7 protein-coding genes and 1 pseudogene are annotated in these 16,133 nt (G+C 75.0%); 2 read left to right on the top strand and 6 right to left on the bottom strand.

The window, feature by feature from the left end; genetic code table 11:
• Positions 1-54: 54 nt before the first annotated feature.
• From LCH29_RS32055 to LCH29_RS32035, 5 genes are all read right to left on the bottom strand, one after another.
• Entirely contained in the window at positions 55-5,202 is a 5,148-nt protein-coding gene (locus LCH29_RS32055) for an SAV_2336 N-terminal domain-related protein (protein ID WP_446465195.1), read from the bottom strand.
• On the bottom strand, positions 5,199-6,308 hold the full coding sequence (locus LCH29_RS32050) for an AAA family ATPase (protein WP_446465194.1): 1,110 nt from the start codon (positions 6,306-6,308) through the stop codon (positions 5,199-5,201). Before LCH29_RS32050 ends, LCH29_RS32055 begins: the two co-directional genes overlap by 4 nt.
• Positions 6,305-7,978: a VMAP-C domain-containing protein gene (locus LCH29_RS32045; RefSeq protein ID WP_446465193.1), complete on the bottom strand. Its 1,674-nt coding sequence runs from the start codon at positions 7,976-7,978 to the stop codon at positions 6,305-6,307. The genes LCH29_RS32050 and LCH29_RS32045 overlap by 4 nt, the downstream gene beginning before the upstream one ends.
• Positions 7,979-7,991: 13 nt before the next feature.
• Positions 7,992-8,984, bottom strand: a complete 993-nt coding sequence (locus LCH29_RS32040) for a trypsin-like peptidase domain-containing protein (protein ID WP_446465192.1) — start codon at positions 8,982-8,984, stop codon at positions 7,992-7,994.
• Between the two features lie 124 nt (positions 8,985-9,108).
• A complete protein-coding gene (locus tag LCH29_RS32035) occupies positions 9,109-11,478 on the bottom strand; it encodes a molybdopterin-dependent oxidoreductase (RefSeq protein WP_446465191.1) in 2,370 nt (789 codons plus the stop codon).
• Positions 11,479-11,797: 319 nt separating this feature from the next.
• Here LCH29_RS32035 and LCH29_RS32030 point away from each other — a divergent pair, with 319 nt between their 5' ends.
• Positions 11,798-14,257 carry a SpoIIE family protein phosphatase gene (locus tag LCH29_RS32030; protein WP_446465190.1) on the top strand — a complete coding sequence of 820 codons (2,460 nt, stop codon included), beginning with the start codon at positions 11,798-11,800 and terminating at the stop codon, positions 14,255-14,257.
• A gap of 207 nt (positions 14,258-14,464) precedes the next feature.
• Positions 14,465-15,781 carry a GAF domain-containing protein gene (locus tag LCH29_RS32025; RefSeq protein ID WP_446465189.1) on the top strand — a complete coding sequence of 439 codons (1,317 nt, stop codon included), beginning with the start codon at positions 14,465-14,467 and terminating at the stop codon, positions 15,779-15,781.
• Positions 15,782-15,784: 3 nt separating this feature from the next.
• Here LCH29_RS32025 and aspA read toward each other — a convergent pair.
• Positions 15,785-16,133, bottom strand: a pseudogene (gene aspA, locus LCH29_RS32020) (aspartate ammonia-lyase); the annotation flags it as partial.

Raw genomic sequence — 16,133 nt, 5'->3', positions numbered from 1 at the left:
GGCGTACTCCGGCCCTCGGGGATGTGGGCCGCTTGGCACACTATTTATCTCATCCTATGTATCCCGGCCGCGGTCACCGCCGCCCAGGTGCTGGGAGAGGACGGTGGCCAGCTCGACGCTGTGGAGGTAGCCGTAGCCCTGGGTGCGGACGGTGTCCAGCCCCAGTCCGGCGCACTGGATGTTCACCGAGACGCCCTCGAACCGCTCCGTGAGATCGCGTGGAACGGCCAGCGGATCGTCGGTGCCCGCGAGGTTCACCCAGCGCCGTACGCCCGGGGGGCGGTGGCCCCGGCCGTCGACGGGGGCGGGTTCCAGCCGGTCGACGACCAGGTCCAAGCCGAGCGGTGCGCCCAGGGTCACCAGCAGGTCCACCGGGACGTCCGGCCGTTCCCAGAGCGCCTCGTAGGCGACCAGGCCGCCCAGGGAGTGGGCGATGACGACGTCCGGCAGCCCGGCGGCGATGGCCTCGGCGACGATGTGGCGCGCCTGGGCCCGCTGCGCGGGATCGTTCAGATAGGTGTACAGCTCTCTTCCCATACCGGGCAGCAGGGCCATCGGCATGCCGATGGCCCGGGTGAGGGCGTCCACGAGGCGGCGCAGCCGTCCGCGGCCGTTGCCGCCGTTGCCGCCGTTGCCGTTGTCGGTCTTCTCGGCCGGGGGGCGCAAGGTGCCGCCGTAGTGGGCGATGCGCACGTCGAAGGGGGGCGGGGGCCCGGTGTGGCCGACCCGCTCCACGCCGTCGCGCAGGGCCAGGAGCCACTGGCGCGACAGCTCCGTGGCGCTGTGCTGGCCGTGGCCGAAGCCATGGACGCCCAGCACCCGGGGGACGGCGGTGAACCGCTCACCGGCGGGGGTGAGGTCGTCCAGATGCCACGCCCGGGGGGCGCCCTTCTCGTTCACCGCGACCGCGAGCGGGCGCCCGTCGGCGCTCGTGGTGGCGGTGAACGCCTCGATGGGGCCCAGGCCTCCGGGCGTGCGGTCCTCCAGGGGAGTCGGATCGGTCAGCGGCCATACGGTGCAGCGCTGCCGGGAGCTGCCGACCAGCGCCCGGCGGCCGTGCCAGTCGACGAGCCGCAGCCGCGGAAGGGGCTGGTACGGCCACTCCGTGACGGGCTCCGCCTCGGCTGCCACGCCCGGAGTGACGGGAGCACCCATCACCGCGCGGGTGCCCGCCCCCGTGAAGTAGAGCATCGGCCCGAACGGCCGGTCCTCGGCGGCCATCGCCGCCACCGGGCCCCGGCAGGCCCCCAGCGTGACCGGCTCCGACCACAGCCGCCGGGGCGGCGGCTCGCACGCCGGGCCGATGCCCTGCGCCTGGAGTATCTGCGCCGCGACGGACGGGGCCGCCAGGCGGTAGAGCGTCCGGCTCCGGGCGTCGGTGACGGATTCGAGCAGCCCGTGTACGGGGGCCAGGGCCTCCCGTACCTCGTACAGCGAGAGCGGTCCGCAGCGCCGCTGGATCTCGATGTCCGTCAGCGCCTCGTCCCCGGCCGCCGCCAGCGTGGTGAGGACCGGCACGGTCCAGGGGTTACGGGCGTCCGCGAGCAGCAGGGCCACGACGTCCGCGCTGGTGCGGGGCACACCGGAACCCACCCAGCGCGCCTCCTCGGGGTCCTCCAGGAGGTCGCCCCGGGAGGCGATGAAGCCGGTGTAGGCGCGGGCGATGAGGACCTGTTCGGCGACCGGGCTCCGTTCGACGAGCGCCGTGGCGGCAGCCTCGCCGAACGCCTCGCGTACGGGGGCGGCGGAGGCGGCGCGGTAGGCGGGGGCGGTGGACAACGCGCGGTCGCACATCTCGCGCAGGGTGCGGTGCTGAAGGTCGGGGGAAGCGGAGAGGGCGATGCGGGTGTACTGGGGGACGCTGCGCAGCAGTCTGTCCATGGGACGGCCCGGGCCGGTGGCGACCACCAGTCGGCAGCTCCCGGATGCGAGGAGCGGGCGCAGCAGTCCGGCCACGACGGTCTCGGGGTACCGCGCCTCGTCCAGGGCGTCGATCACGATGACGGGCGGGGTCGTGAGGGGCAGGAGCCGTGCGATCAGTTGGTCGGGCGTGCCCGGAACCCGCTCGCCGGGCACGGTGATCTCTTGCCCGAGGACCCGCGCCAGCTCCGTCTCGTCGCGTCCGCGGGCGGAGACGGCCAGCGGGGTGGGGCGGCCGGGGAGGCGCCGCATCCGCGTGGTCAGCGCGGTCAGCAGGGTCGTCTTGCCGCTCCAGGGCTCGCCGGTGACCAGGGCCAGCCCGCCCGCGGACGGGTGGTCGATCCACTGCGCCAATTGCCGGAAGGCCGGTGTCTCGGGCGGTTCCGCCGGGTTCTGGTCGAGGAGCGGGGAGAGGGGCGGGGCGTAGTGGGGGTTGGGCAGGAAGTCGTCGTTGTCCCGCAGCGACAGCACGACGCTGTTCGAGGTGCGGCCTTCGGTCAGTTCGTGGGCGAGGGCCAGCACGTCCCCGAAGGAGATGAACTGCTCGTAGCGCGAGTGCCGTCCCGCCCCGGCCGCGAAGTGGCGCAGCGCCTCGGCGAGCGCGAGGGTGAGGTCCCAGGCGGGGGCCCGCTCGGGTGGCCCGGACATGAGGACGGCCTCGAAGCCGAAGACCGGGACGACGGCGCTCCGCACGGCCGGGCAGTCGTCCACGATCATCAGGCGGCGTCCCTGCGTCGCTTCGGTGGGCAGCGTCCTGAACAGCGTCTCGCTGTCCGCCGACTGGCCCGCCACATGGACGATCAGGGCGTCCGCGTCACCGAGTCCGGCCGCGGTCTCCTCGACCGTACGCCGGAACTCCCGTGCCGAGACGTCCATGGCGACCCGGGTCCGGCAGCGGAACTCCTCGAAGGCCCGGGCGAGTTGGTGGCAGGCGGGTTCCAGCGAGGGGTCGGCGGCGGCGCCGAAGCCGAAGCTGAGCAGGAAGAGCCGCCCCGCCCGCCGGGGCACCCCGGCGGGGGCCGGGCCGCCGACGGCCACCTCGGCGGATTCCAGGACCCGGCCGCGGACGACGCCTTCGGTGTCGCCGGTGAACAGCTGGGACCGGCCGCCGTCGGTCAGCAGCGCCAGCGCGCTCACGTGCTCGGTCACCGGGACGGTGGGCAGGAAGGTGGCGCCGCTGTCGAGGTCCAGCAGGTTGATCCCGTCCGGGCCGAGGACCGCCACGACCCGCTGGCCCATGACGTCGTGGCAGGCCAGCACGGGTGGGTGCGCGGTGCCGCCCGGCCGGACGTCGCGCCGCCAGACGTCCACCCGCAGGTCGGGCGCCTCGGCCACGGCGGCGCCGAGGTCGGTGGCGGCGAGCGTGCCGTCGATGGACAGCGTCACGGCGAGGCTGCGGCCGGAGGCCGTGGTGGCGCAGGCGAGGGCGGTGATGCCCAAGGAGCCCCGGTGGGTGGCGAGCCTGCCGTGGCCGGTGGCCACGTCCCAGAGCCACAGCTCGCTGCCGGACGTCGTCACGACCACGTCGCGGCCGCCCACCCGGGTGCACGCCACGCACACGGTTCCGTCGGCCGCTCCCCGGCCCCCGGCCGGGTGACTGCCGCTCAGCGCCGCGTGGATCGCCTCGGCGTACGGGGCGAGTTCGCCGCCCAGGCCGCCCAGCACCGACGCGGCCACGGTGGCGAACGCGCGGCCGCCGGTCAGGGCGAGCGGGCCCGTGGGGTCGGCGGCCAGCACCCGGAAGTCGAGGGAGCCGCCGAAGGGCGCGGCGAGCGCCTCGGGGGCCCGGATGAGGGTGGTGAGCACCTGGTAGGCGCGGGTGCGGGTGAGCCCGGCGGCCAGTTCGTCGCGTACGCCGTCGCGGAACGCGTACACCACCTGGTCCGGGTCCTCCCCGCGGCGGCGGTCCGTGGTGCGCACCAGCAGGTCGGAGAGGAACACCTCGGCCAGGTGGGCGGGGCCGGTGGCGGGCAGCAGGTGCTGCTGGAGCCAGCGCATCAGCGGCAGGGTGAGCGGGGCGGCGGACAGCAGGAACGCCAGGTTCAGCGCGCCCGGCGTGGCCCAGGTGCGGAACTCCTCGACCAGGTCCGGGGCCGCGGTGTGGTCCGGGAGGCGGCCCGCGGCATCGGCGGCGGCCTCGGGGCGGCCGTGCCAGGGCTCCCGGCCGAGGTCGACGGCCGAGCCGGGCCGCCAGGTGGTGCGGCTGCCGGACAGCGCCTGGGCCCAGGGGCGCAGCCACTCGGGGTCGAGGGTGACCAGCGGCGCCAGGTCGGTGGCACACGCGCCGGGGCCGACGGGGCCGACGGGGCGTACGGTCGGCCGGGCGGGGCCGGTGGCGCGCAGGGCGGCACGCACCGGGGGCAGCCAGGTGCGGTGCCATAAGTCGGGCGGCAGCATCTGCACGAAGGCCAGGGGCGAGCGGCGCGCCCATTCCCGTACGGTCGCGGTCATGGCGGGCGTGCCCCACAGCGCGCCGACCCCGTCGGTGAGGACGAGGATCAGCCGCCGCCCTGAGGGGTCGTGCAGCTCGGCGGGGTTACGGCCCTCCGCGGCCAGGTCGGCGCCGTCCTCACCGGCGGTGCCGTAGCGGAGGACGAGGGCGGGGTCGTCGGCGTCGAACCGCCACACGCGGACGTCCCGGAAGGCGCCGTGTCCCTCGACGAGTTCGCGGAAGTCGTCCACGGTACGGCGCCACACCGACATCGACACGCTGTCGTCCACCACCAGCGCCAGCTCCAGCCAGCGTTCGCTGGCGTGGCGCAGGGCGGGGACCGGGCGGCGGGCGCGGGCGGAGCGGTCGGCGGTCAGCGGCTCGTCGAGGATGCGCCGTCCGGGGGCCCGGACCCGCCGCTTGAGCGGGCGCAGCGCGCGGGCCAGCTCCAGCCGCCGGGGCAGCGCGGGCGGCCGCCGCACCGGCAGGGCCTTGGCCTTCGTGGCGGGCGTGCCGTGTCCGCCGGGGGTGCTCCCGCCGTTCCCTGCGCCGTCCGCCGGGGTGGCGTCGGGGCCGTGGAGCGGGGTGGGCGGGGCCGGTGGCGGCTGGAGCGGCTCCGGCGCGGCGGCGGGCCCGCCGGGCGGCTGCTCGGCGGGTGGCGGCGGGGCCGGTGGTGCGGGCGGCGGTGCGGGGCGGTCGCCGGGTGGCGGGCCCGGGGGCGCGGCGGCGGGCGGCCGGGCGGGGGTGATCTGCCCGGCCAGCCAGAGGAGTTCGGCGACCTCGCGCACCGTCAGGTCCTCGTCGCCGCTGCATCGCCTCGCCAGGGCGAGCGCCTCGGTGATGTCGGTCATGCCATGTCGTTCAGCGGGCGCAGGAGTTCGCGCAGGACCGTGGGCCATTCGGGGTCGTCGGCGTGCTCGGCGGTGTGTTCCAGCCGGAGGGTGTTGAGCAGCTGGTCGGTGGCGAGGAGCTTGCGGCCCTCCGTCAGGTCCTTCGCGAAGCTCTCCAGCCGTGGCCCGGAGGCACGCAGCACGTCGGCGCCGAGGTGGGCTTCGACGATGCGCTCCAGCTTCTGCCGGGACGGCGGCCGGATGTCCAGCCGGACGCAGCGGCGGACGAACGCGGGCGGGAACTCGCGCTCGCCGTTGCTGGTGAGGACCACGAGGGGGAACTCGGCACAGCGCACCTGTCCGTGCCGGACCGGCTCGCGGCGCAGTCCGTCGTCGGTCATCACATGGACGTCGCAGACGGGGTACCGCTGGAGTTCGGGGATGGTGAACTGCCCGTCCTCCAGCACCGAGAGCAGGTCGTTGGGCAGGTCGACGTCGCCCTTGTCGAGTTCGTCGATGAGCAGGACACGGGGGCGGTCGGACGGGAGCAGCGCGGTGCCGAGGGGGCCGAGCCGCACGTATTTTCCAATATCAAGGGGGGCTTTCCCGATGTCGAGGGGGGCCGTGCCCTTCGGTGGGGTGGCGGCGGTGGCCTCGGTGCGTCCCTCGTCCTGGAGACGGCCGATGGCGTCGTACGCATACAGCCCGTCGGCGAGGGTGGTGCGGCTGGTGACGGACCAGTGGAGGACGCGGCCGAGGCCCAGTTCATGGGCGATGCCATGGGCGAGGGTGGACTTTCCGGTGCCGGGTTTGCCGGTGACCAGCAGCGGGCGCCGCAGATGGATGGCGGCGTTGACCATCCGGGCCTCTTCGGGCTCGGCGCGGTAGGTGGTGGCGACGCCGGTGCGGCCGGGGCCCTCCGCGGTGTGGCCGTCGCAGCAGGGCTCGGCCGCCGGTGCGCAGCCCTCGTCGGCTTCGGGGCGGGAGCCGTTGAAGCGGCGCCAGGGCGGGGGGTCGGGCAGGGTCCAGTCGGTGCGGCGGACTCCGTCGCCGTAGTAGATCCACCAGGCGGGCGGCCGGGGCCGTTCGTGGTCGGTGACGGGCGGCTGCCGGTCGTCCGCGTTCATCGCATGCCTCCTTGGTGGGCCCGCGGGCCGCCGAGTCGTCTGAGTCGTTCGGGGTGCCAGCCGGGGTTGTCCCACAGGACCGCGATGCCGGTCCCGTCGTGGACCTCCTTCGGGCGCTGCGCCGCCTGTTGGCGCAGCGCCAGTACGGTGCCGGGCAGCCCGGCCAGGCCCCCGTCCAGGGCGACGAGGTCGGCCACCCGCCGGGGACGTCCGGGCGGGGCGGCGCCGTTCGGGCGGGGCCGCCACCACACGGCGGCGGGCACGCCCTCCTGGATGGCGCACTGGAGGGCGTCCGGGACGGCGGGGAGGCACGGGTAGGGATAGGTGAGGAACAGGCAGCTGATCTCCTTGCGGGAGGCCAGCCGCCCGGCGAGCGCCGGGAGGGCGGAGGCGTCCGCGACCAGGGGTTCGTGCTCCGGCTCTGGAGGTCCGTCGGCCGGGCCGTCCGGTTCGGTCTCCCCGTCCGGGGTGCCGTCGCCGTGCAGCCAGTGCGGTCCGGGCGGCGGGCCGTCACCGGCGGGCGGTTCGCCCAGCCGCTCCCAGCGGGCCAGCCACTGGGCGGTGGACCAGCCGTCCCGCAGCCGGTCCAGGGAGCGGACGACGACCGGCCCGCAGCGGCCGATGGGGCGGGGTGCGGGCATCTCGCCACCGCCCCGCAGGTTCCACTCGTCGACCGGCCAGCCGAGCGCCTCCCACGGCAGCAGGAACTCGAACAGCAGGGACTCGGGGTCGAGGTGCTGGACGAAGGGCTGGAGCCGGGCGATCAGCACCTCGGCCGCGGCGGGTATCGCCTCCACCGGGTGCGGGGTGTCGTCCTGGAGCTTGATGCCCAGACAGCGGCCCCCGCGGTAGAGCCAGGCGGCGAGCCGGTAGCGGTCACCGCCGGGGTCGCAGCGCTCGGCCCGGACCAGGCAGCTGGTGTACGGGGGCGCCGGGGCCCCGGCCGCGGAGGCGGCGGCGTCGCGCTCGGCGGTGAGCCGCGCGGCGGGCATCCGGCCGGTGCGGCGGCGGGCCACGGTGTCGATCCAGATCCGCAGTTCGCCGTCCACGGGGTCCTCCGCGCGGGCGGCGAGGTGTTCCAGGAAGACGAGCAGCGGCGGCACCCGGGTGTCGGGGCTGTTGCGCGCGTCCAGGTCGTCGACGAGGGCGCTCACGCTCGCGGCCTGGTCTGCGGCGAGCAGGCCGTCCTTGGCCACCAGCAGGCCCAGGGACGAGGCCGCCGCCCACAGCACCTCGCACAGCTGGTCCGGGTCGGTGGGGCAGCGGGGGTCGGCCAGCAGCGCATCGAGGTCCCGGCGCTCGTCGGCGTCGAGCAGCCCGGCGGCGACGGTAGGGAGCGGGGCCGGGTCGCTGCCGGGGAGGGCGTCGTAGGCGCCCCGCAGCTCGGTCACCCAGGGCGGCGCGCCGTACTCCCGCTCCAGGGCGTCGAACAGCCGCCGCATGACGTCGGGCCGGTGCACCCGGTGCTGGAACGCGCGGTACAGCAGCGCCCCCAGCGGGCCGCCGCGGTCCGCGGGCCAGTCGACCTCGATCCCGGCGCGGGCGAGCAGGAGCTGGGCGCGGTCGGCGGTCTCCAGGCGGCGGGCCAGCTCCGCCGCGAAGTCGGGGCACCACTGGACGCGCGCCCGCTCGGCCAGGACCTCGCGTTCCGGCCCGATGGGAAGTGCCACGCTCACCGTGCCCTCAGGTGGTGAGGGTGGCGAGCAGCTCGGCCAGCCATCGCACCGGGACGCCCTCGTTGCTGTACACGTGCCCGGTGCCGTCGGGGGCCGGGAGGTGTCCGCCCGCGCGGTGCACGGCGGCGACCCGCCACCGGTCGTCGAAGGCCGGGGAGCCGGAGGAGCCGGGGAGGGTGTCGGTGAGGTAGAGGACCCGGTGCTCATCGGCGTGGGTGACCACGTTGTGGTAGAGCGCGATCTTCTTGGGGGCGCCGCCGGGGTGCTGGACGATGTTGACCCGTTGCAGCTTCGGCGCCCGGGGCGGGGCGAGGGTGAGCGCGCCCCACTCCTCGGTCAGCGGCTCCCGGGCGCGGACGACGGTGAGGTCATGGCGCTCGGAGGTGGCGAAGCCGAGGTCCGGGGCGAGGGCGTGCGACGTCCCCCCGACGATCTCGCCGCCCGGCCCCTCCTGGTAGCCGAGGACGAGATGGGCTCCGGCGGCGGCCGCCGCGTCGGGGAGGACATGGCCTGCGGTGACGACGATGTCGCCCGCCACCAGGAAGCCGGTGCCCAGGGCCTCCACATCGTCCCGCAACAGCCCGACGGCGCGCGCCGCCCGCAGCCCGCTCTCCAGGAACGCCAGTGGCAGCAGGGTGCTCTGAGCGCCCATCAGCTTCTCGGCGCCCGCGACGGACACCGCGCCGCCCATGCCGCCCGCGCCGCCCGGGGCGGCCGTCGGCGTCGCGGCCGGTTCGGCGAGCGCCCGGGACAGGGCCCGGCGCAGCTCCTCGTCGTCCGAGAACTCGCCGACGGCGGTGGTGAGCAGGGCCACCCGCTTGCCCCGGTTGTCCGCCTCGCGTAGCGCGGCGTGCCACACGTCCCGCGCGCCGCCGCCGAAGTCCACCATGTCGCTCGGGATTCCGGCCGTCTCCATGAGCCGCCGGACGGATCTGGCCTCCGGGTACAGCTTCGCCAGCCGGGCGATCAACGTGGCCCGGTCGGGCCCCCCTTGACACAACGTGACCTCCCGGAGTTGTCCGATGAGCGGACAGCTTAGCGCCGCATCGGCACCGATATTCCGTTTGTCCACAAGATGGCATCAAGCCCCGCTCCGCTCCCCAGGGGGCGCTTCGTCCCTGTCCTCAATGTGACAGGGCGTGGGCACGGACGGCGGGCAGCGGTCCGTCGTAGCGTTCCACCTCGACCCGCGCGAGCTGGCCGGTGCAGCCCTGGGCGAGGCGTGAGGTGCCGGTGTCGCGGGTGACGGCGTTGGGGTTGCCGTGGATGCAGGTGGCCACCTCGGGGGCGGAGGGGTCGAACCAGGCGCCGGTGGCGAGTTGGATCACGCCGGGCCGTACCGCGTCGCTGAGCACGGCACCGGCCAGGCAGCTGCCCACGGTGGAGCGGAGGCGCACCACGTCGCCGTCACGCACGCCGCGCGCCGCGGCGTCATCGGGGTGCATCCGGACCGGTTCGCGGCCGCGGACCTTGGAGGAGGCGCTGAGTTCGCCCTGGTCGAGCTGGCTGTGCAGCCGGGTGGGCGGGTTGTTGGCGACCAGGTGCAGGGGGTACGCGCCCGGGTCGTCCGAGTCGGATGGCAGCCAGGCGGGGTGGCCGGGGCAGTCGTCGTAGCCGTACGAGGCGATGGTGGCGGAGTACAGCTCGATGCGGCCGCTGGGGGTGGGCAGTGGCGCGGCGTCGGGGTCGGCGCGGAACCCGGCGTACAGGGTGCGCTGTTCGCGCAGGGCCCGCAGGGGGATGCGGCCGGCGCGCCAGAAGGTCTTGAAGTCCTCCTCGGGCGTGTATTCCGGCGGCAGGCCCCGGCGCCAGGTCTCGTAGAGGTGTTCCAGCCAGCCGTTCGCGTCGCGGCCTTCGGTGAAGGCGTGGCCGATGCCGAGTTCGGTGGCGAGGTCGCTGAGGATGCGGTAGTCGTCGCGGGCTTCGCCGACCGGGTCGGTGACGCGGTGCATGGCGATGAGCGCGGTGTCCTGTTTGGCGCCGCCGATGTCGTCGCGTTCCAGGGTGGTGGTGGCGGGCAGCACGATGTCGGCGTGGCGGGCGGTGGCGGTCCAGTGGGGTTCGTGGACGACGACGGTGTCCGGGCGGGTGAAGGCGCGGCGCAGTCGGCCGAGGTCCTGGTGGTGGTGGAAGGGGTTGCCACCGGCCCAGTGGACGAGCCGGATGTCGGGGTAGGTGTGGCGCCCGCCGTCGTAGTCGAACTCCTCGCCGGGGTGGAGGAGGAGGTCGGCGATGCGGGCGACGGGGATGAAGTCGGTGACGGGGTTGGCGCCCTGGTCCAGGGTGGGCAGCTTGTACGGGAGCGTCCCGGCGCCGGTTCCGCCGGTGGCGCCGTAGCCGTGGCCGAAGCCGCCGCCGGGCAGCCCGATCTGGCCGAGCAGGCAGGCCAGCGCGATGCCCGCCCACAGCGGCTGCTCGCCGCGGTGGGCGCGCTGGAGCGACCAGCTGAGGGAGACCATGGTGCGGTGTTCGGTCAGCTCCCGCGCCAGGGCGGCGATGCGGGCGGCGGGGATGCCGCAGATCGGCTCGGCCCACCGGGGGGTCTTGGCGGCGGAGCCGTCGCGGCCGAGGACGTGGCGGGCGAAGGTGTCGAAGCCCTCGCAGTTGCGGCGGCAGAAATCCGCGTCGTACCGGCCCTCCTCGATGAGGACGTGGCACAGCGCGAGCATCAGCGCGGTGTCGGTGCCGGGGACGGGGGCCAGCCACTCGGCGTCCAGCTCGTCGGCGAGGTCGTCGCGCAGGGGGCTGACGAGGATGAAGCGGGCGCCCCGCCCGCGGGCCGCACGCAGCAGCCCGGCGGCTCTGTGGCGGCTGATGCCTCCCGCGTTGACCTGCGTGTTCTTGGCGGGCATGCCGCCGAAGCAGAGGAAGAGGCCGGTGTGCTCGGCCAGCACGGACAGCGGGGTGGGGTTGCTGATCGGGGCGTCGTCGCCCACCACGTGGCGCAGCAGGGTGGTGGCGGCGCCGAGGCTGTAGGAGTTGACGGACCGGGTGTAGCCGCCGAGGCAGTTGAGGAACCGGTGGATCTGGCTCTGCGCATGGTGGAAACGGCCCGCGCTGCCCCAGCCGTACGATCCGCCGAAGATCGCCCGGTTGCCGTGGGTGGCGCGGACCCGGTCCAGTTCGCGGGCCAGCAGCGGGATCACCTCGTCCCAGGGGACGGGTACGTGGTCGTCGGTGCCGCGGGCCGGGTCGGGCCCGGGTCCGTGTTCCAGCCAGCCGCGGCGGACGTGGGGGGTCAGGACCCGGTCGCGGGGGCCGAGCGCGGCGGGCACGTTGCGCAGCAGGGCCGCGGGGTGGGGGTCGCGGGGGTCGGGGGTGACGTCGAGGCCGCCGTCGGGGCGGACGGCGGCGTCGAAGGCGCCCCAGTGCGAGCTGTGGGGGTGGCGGTAGGGGGTGGCGTCCGGATGCGGCCCTGTCCCGTCGCCGTCGTGGGCCGTGCCGTCGCCGTCGTGGGCCGTGCCGTCGGCTCCGTTGCTCGCTGCCCTGCTCATGCGGTGATCTCGCCTTTCGTCGGTCTCTCCACTACCTCCAGTTCCTCTCTTCGGCGCACTCACTCCCCCTCGGCCGGTCCGGGGCCGCCCTGACCGCCGGGCGTCAGCCGGTCGGCCCATCGAACGGGGGGCGTGCCGAAGGGATGTCAGCCCGGCTGCTGAGCGTTATCGTCGATCCCGTTCCGCGTGTGCCGATATTCGGCCACCGATGGCATACTTGAACGCGCGACCAAATGGGTTCACTCCCCGCCAGGGCCGCGGCGGTGGAGGCCGTCACCTGCCCATGGCGGACGTCCGAGGGCAAGGGTGAGATGACCACATGACGCGACCGGACACGCCGCCGCACGAGCAGCCCGTCCGGTCGGACGACCTCATCGACGAGGCGTCCACAGCCAGGGCCACTGTCGACGGGCACGGCATCGTCACCCAGTGGAACGAGGGGGCCGAAGGGCTGCTCGGATACCGGCCCGAGGAGATCGTGGGCAGATCGGCGGCCGGTCTGCTCGCCGATCAGACGAATCCGCGGTCGGTGGCCCAAACCCTGCGCGCCCTGAATCCGCCCGACCGGTTCCGGGGCCGGGTGGCGCTGCTGCACCGCGACGGCTCCCGGGTGACGGCCGGGCTGCTGGCACACCGCGTCACCGCGTCCGGCGACGCCACCGAATGGCTCGTCGTCTCCCCGCTGCCCCGGCCCGAACGGCCGCTGGCGGACGAGGAGTTGCTGAAGCACTGCTTCGCCCAGGGGCCGTGCACGATGGCGGTGTACGACACGGATCTGCGGCTGCGGTGGGCCAACCAGGACATGGAGCGGGTGCTGGGCCTCACCCAGGAGGAGATCCGCGGGCTGCGGGTGCCGGAGATCACCCCCGGGCCCGAGGCCGAGGAGACCGAGGAGCGGATGCTCCGGGTGCTGGAGACCGGCGAGGAGCAGTACCTCGAGCTCTTCCTGCGGATGCCCGGGCACGACCGTCCGGTCGCCTGGTCGACCTCACTGGCCCCGCTGCGGGACGGCGACGGCCGGGTGGCGGCCGTGATGCTGTCCGCGCACGACCGGACCCCGCAGCACACCACCCGGCAGCGGCTGCTGCTGCTCAACGAGGCGAGCATCCGGATCGGCTCCACCCTGGACATCGACCGGACCGCGCAGGAGCTGGCCGATGTGGCGGCCCCGGAGCTGGCCGACTTCGTGACCGTCGACCTGCTGCCCTCGGTGCACGGCGGCAGCGAACCCCGCCCTGGCCCCCTCAGCGGCCATGTCATGCTCCGGCGGGTCGCCGCCCGGTCGGTCTTCGCGGGCACCCCGGAGGCCGTGGTGGAGGTGGGGAAGGTGGACGCGTACCCCGACTTCTCCCCCGCCGCCGAGTGCCTGAAGGCGGAGCGGGGGCTGCTGAACCGGGTGACGGACCCGGCGGTGTCCCGGTGGGCGGCCGAGGCCCCGGACCGGGCCGCGTCGATCCGTCAGTTCGGCTTCCACTCCACGATGGCCATCCCGCTGCGCGCCCGCGGCACCACCCTGGGGGTGGCGACGTTCTCCCGGCACCAGCGGCCCGAGCCGTTCGAGGAGGACGATCTCCTGCTCGCCGAGGAGATGACCGCCCGGGCGGCGGTCTGCATCGACAACGCCCGCCGCTACACCCGGGAGCGGAACACCGCGCTGGCCCTCCAGCGCAGCCTGCTGCCGCGGACCCTGCCGCACAGCGCGGCCGTCGACGTCGCCTCCCGCTATCTGCCCGCGGGCCCGCAGGCCGGGGTGGGCGGCGACTGGTTCGATGTGATCCCGCTGTCCGGGGCGCGGGTCGCGCTGGTGGTGGGCGACGTGGTCGGCCACGGGGTGCAGGCGTCGGCGACCATGGGACGGCTGCGCACGGCGGTCCGTACCCTCGCCGATGTCGATCTGGCCCCCGATGAGCTGCTGACCCACCTCGACGACATGGTCAACCACCTCTCGGCGGAGGCGGAGAGCGCCCAGGGCCCGACGGGTGCGGGGGCCACCAGCGGGGACATCGGCGCGACCTGCCTGTACGCGGTCTACGACCCGGTCTCGCGGCGCTGTTCGATCGCCCGGGCGGGGCATCCGCCGCCCGCGGTGGTGTCCCCCGACGGCTCGGTCGACCTGCTCGACCTGCCCGGCGGCCCGCCGCTGGGGCTGGGCAGCCTGCCGTTCGAGACGGTCGAGGTGGAGCTGGCGGAGGGCAGTCTGCTCGCGCTGTACACCGACGGGCTGATCGAGTCCCGCGACCAGGACGTCGACCGGGCGCTGGACACGCTGCGGTCCGCGCTGGCCCAGCCCGCGGAGTCGCTGGAGGCCGCCTGCGACGTCGTGATCAGCAAGATGCTGCCCAGCCGCCCGGAGGACGACGTGGCGCTGCTGCTCGCCCGCACCCGGGCGCTGGACGCGGGCCACGTGGCCACCTGGGACCTGCCGGCCGACCCCTCCGTGGTGGCACAGGCCCGCCGGGACGCCTCGGCGCAGCTGGAGGCGTGGGGTCTGGACCAGGCCGTGTTCACCACCGAACTGGTGGTGAGCGAGCTGATCACCAACGCCATCCGGCACGCCAAGGCGCCCATCCAGCTGCGGCTGATCCACGACCGCGCCCTGATCTGCGAGGTGTCCGACGGCAGCGGCACCGCCCCGCATCTGCGCCGGGCCCGCACCTTCGACGAGGGCGGCCGCGGGCTGCTGCTGGTGGCCCAGCTGACGCAGAGCTGGGGCACCCGGCAGACCGGCACCGGCAAGACGATCTGGGCGGAGCAGTCCCTGTCCGCCGCCGACGGCTGACCGCCTGCGCAAGCCCAGGGGTGTCTTGCCGATCATGCCGGGCTCCCGACGCCTGGGGTCCGTGAGGACCGGCCGCCTTCACTACAATCGGCGGCACGAAGCCCTGTTCGTTGCGGACTTGAGGCTGCACCATGGCATTCGGCGTCAGGCGGACGCCGCGGCCCACCGCCGTGGCGGGCCCCGCGGCGGAACGAAAGGCCGCAATCCATGCGAACTGAAGCCACACGCCCTGCCGACTCCCTGGCGGCGCTGAGCCCCGCCGAGTCGGCCCGGCTGATGGCGGTCATGCGGGACGCCGCGCTGAGCCGCGGTCGGCTCCCGCTGCCCGCGCGCCCGGTGATCGGCCAGTCCTGGGACCGGATGCTGCGGCTGGGCCTGGACCCGGACCGCGGTCACGAGCGGGGGCTGCTCAGCCTGGACGAACTGGAGCGGCGACGGCAGGCGACCCGGCTGGCGGATGTGCTGCCCACGCTGCACAGCGGGCTGCTGGAGGCGGCGGAAGCGGCCGGGCACATCATGATCATCGCGGATGCCGACGGCCGGGTGCTGTGGATCGACGGCCACCGCGGCATTCGCCGGCACGCGGAGGGGATCGCCCTCACCGAGGGCGCGCACTGGGCCGAGGAGACGGCCGGGACCAGTGGGATCGGCACCGCGCTGGCCGTCCGGGCGCCGGTGCGGGTGCACTCCGCGGAGCACTTCGTCCGTGCCTTCCACACCTGGAGCTGCGCCGCCGCGCCGGTACGCGACCCCCGGGACGGACAGCTGCTCGGCGTCATCGACATCAGCGGCCCCGCCCCCACCGCCCACCCCACCGTGCTCTCCCTGGTCACGGCCACCGCCCGGTGGGCCGAGGGCGAACTGCGGCTGGCCCACAGCCGCGAGCTGGACGCGCTGCGCGCCCTCGCCGCGCCCGTCCTCGCGCGCATCCCGGGCAAAGCCGCCGTGGTGGACCGGCACGGCTGGGTCGCCGCCGTCACCGGCATCAGCCCGCAGGACCACCGGCTGCCGCTGCCGAAGGCGGCCCGGGAGGCGCCGTACGGGCCGGTCTGGCTGCCGTCGCTGGGCACCTGCGCGGTGGAACCGCTGCCCGGCGGCCATCTGCTGCGGGTGCTCGACGGCGAGGACGGCGACCCGGCGGCGCCCGCCGGGCCGGGGCACCTGGTGCTGGACGTACGCCACCCGCACCACTGGTCGCTGACCTTCTCGGGCCCCTCCGGCGCCTGGACGCACGGGCTCAGCGCCCGCCACGCCGAACTGCTGCTGGTGCTCGCCGCCCACCCCGAGGGGCGCACCGCGGCGCAGCTCGCCCACGACCTGTTCGGCGACCCGACGCGAACGGTCACCGTGCGGGCGGCGATGTCCCGGCTGCGCGGACGGCTCGGGGCGGTGCTCACGCACCGCCCCTACCGGTTCGCGGACCGGATCCGCGTCGAGGTGCGGAGCCCGGACCGGCGGCAGGATCTCCTGCCGTTCAGCGTGGCCCCCGCGATCACCCGTCTGCGAACGGACCCCCTGTTCTAGAGGTCAGCGCGTGCCCGCGACCTCCTCCGGGCTGAGCACCTCGGCGAGGCGTTCGGCGGGCAGCAGGCCCTTCTCCAGGACGAGTTCGGCGACGCCGCGGCCGGTGGCGAGCGCCTCCTTGGCGATGCTGGTGGCCGCGCTGTAACCGATGTACGGGTTGAGGGCGGTGACCAGGCCGATGGAGTTCTCGACGGTGGCGCGCAGCTCGTCGGCGTTGACGGTGATGCCCGCGACGCAGCGGTCGGCCAGCACCAGGCAGGCGGCCTTCAGGTGGGTGACGCTCTCCGAGAGGGAGTGCAGGATGATCGGCTCGAAGGCGTTCAGCTGGAGCTGTCCGGCCTCGGCGGCCATC

It is taken from the genome of Streptomyces sp. BRA346 (genome assembly GCF_052851135.1).
Note: the sequence above shows the minus strand (reverse complement) of the source record. Positions and strands in the feature narration are given on the sequence as shown.

Excerpts from the sequence above, each read along its gene's own strand:
- LCH29_RS32030 (WP_446465190.1), top strand. The coding sequence starts at position 11,798 with ATGACGCGACCGGACACGCCGCCGCACGAGCAGCCCGTCCGGTCGGAC.
- LCH29_RS32055 (WP_446465195.1), bottom strand. The coding sequence starts at position 5,202 with ATGACCGACATCACCGAGGCGCTCGCCCTGGCGAGGCGATGCAGCGGC.
- LCH29_RS32050 (WP_446465194.1), bottom strand. The coding sequence starts at position 6,308 with ATGAACGCGGACGACCGGCAGCCGCCCGTCACCGACCACGAACGGCCC.
- LCH29_RS32035 (WP_446465191.1), bottom strand. The coding sequence starts at position 11,478 with ATGAGCAGGGCAGCGAGCAACGGAGCCGACGGCACGGCCCACGACGGC.
- LCH29_RS32025 (WP_446465189.1), top strand. The coding sequence starts at position 14,465 with ATGCGAACTGAAGCCACACGCCCTGCCGACTCCCTGGCGGCGCTGAGC.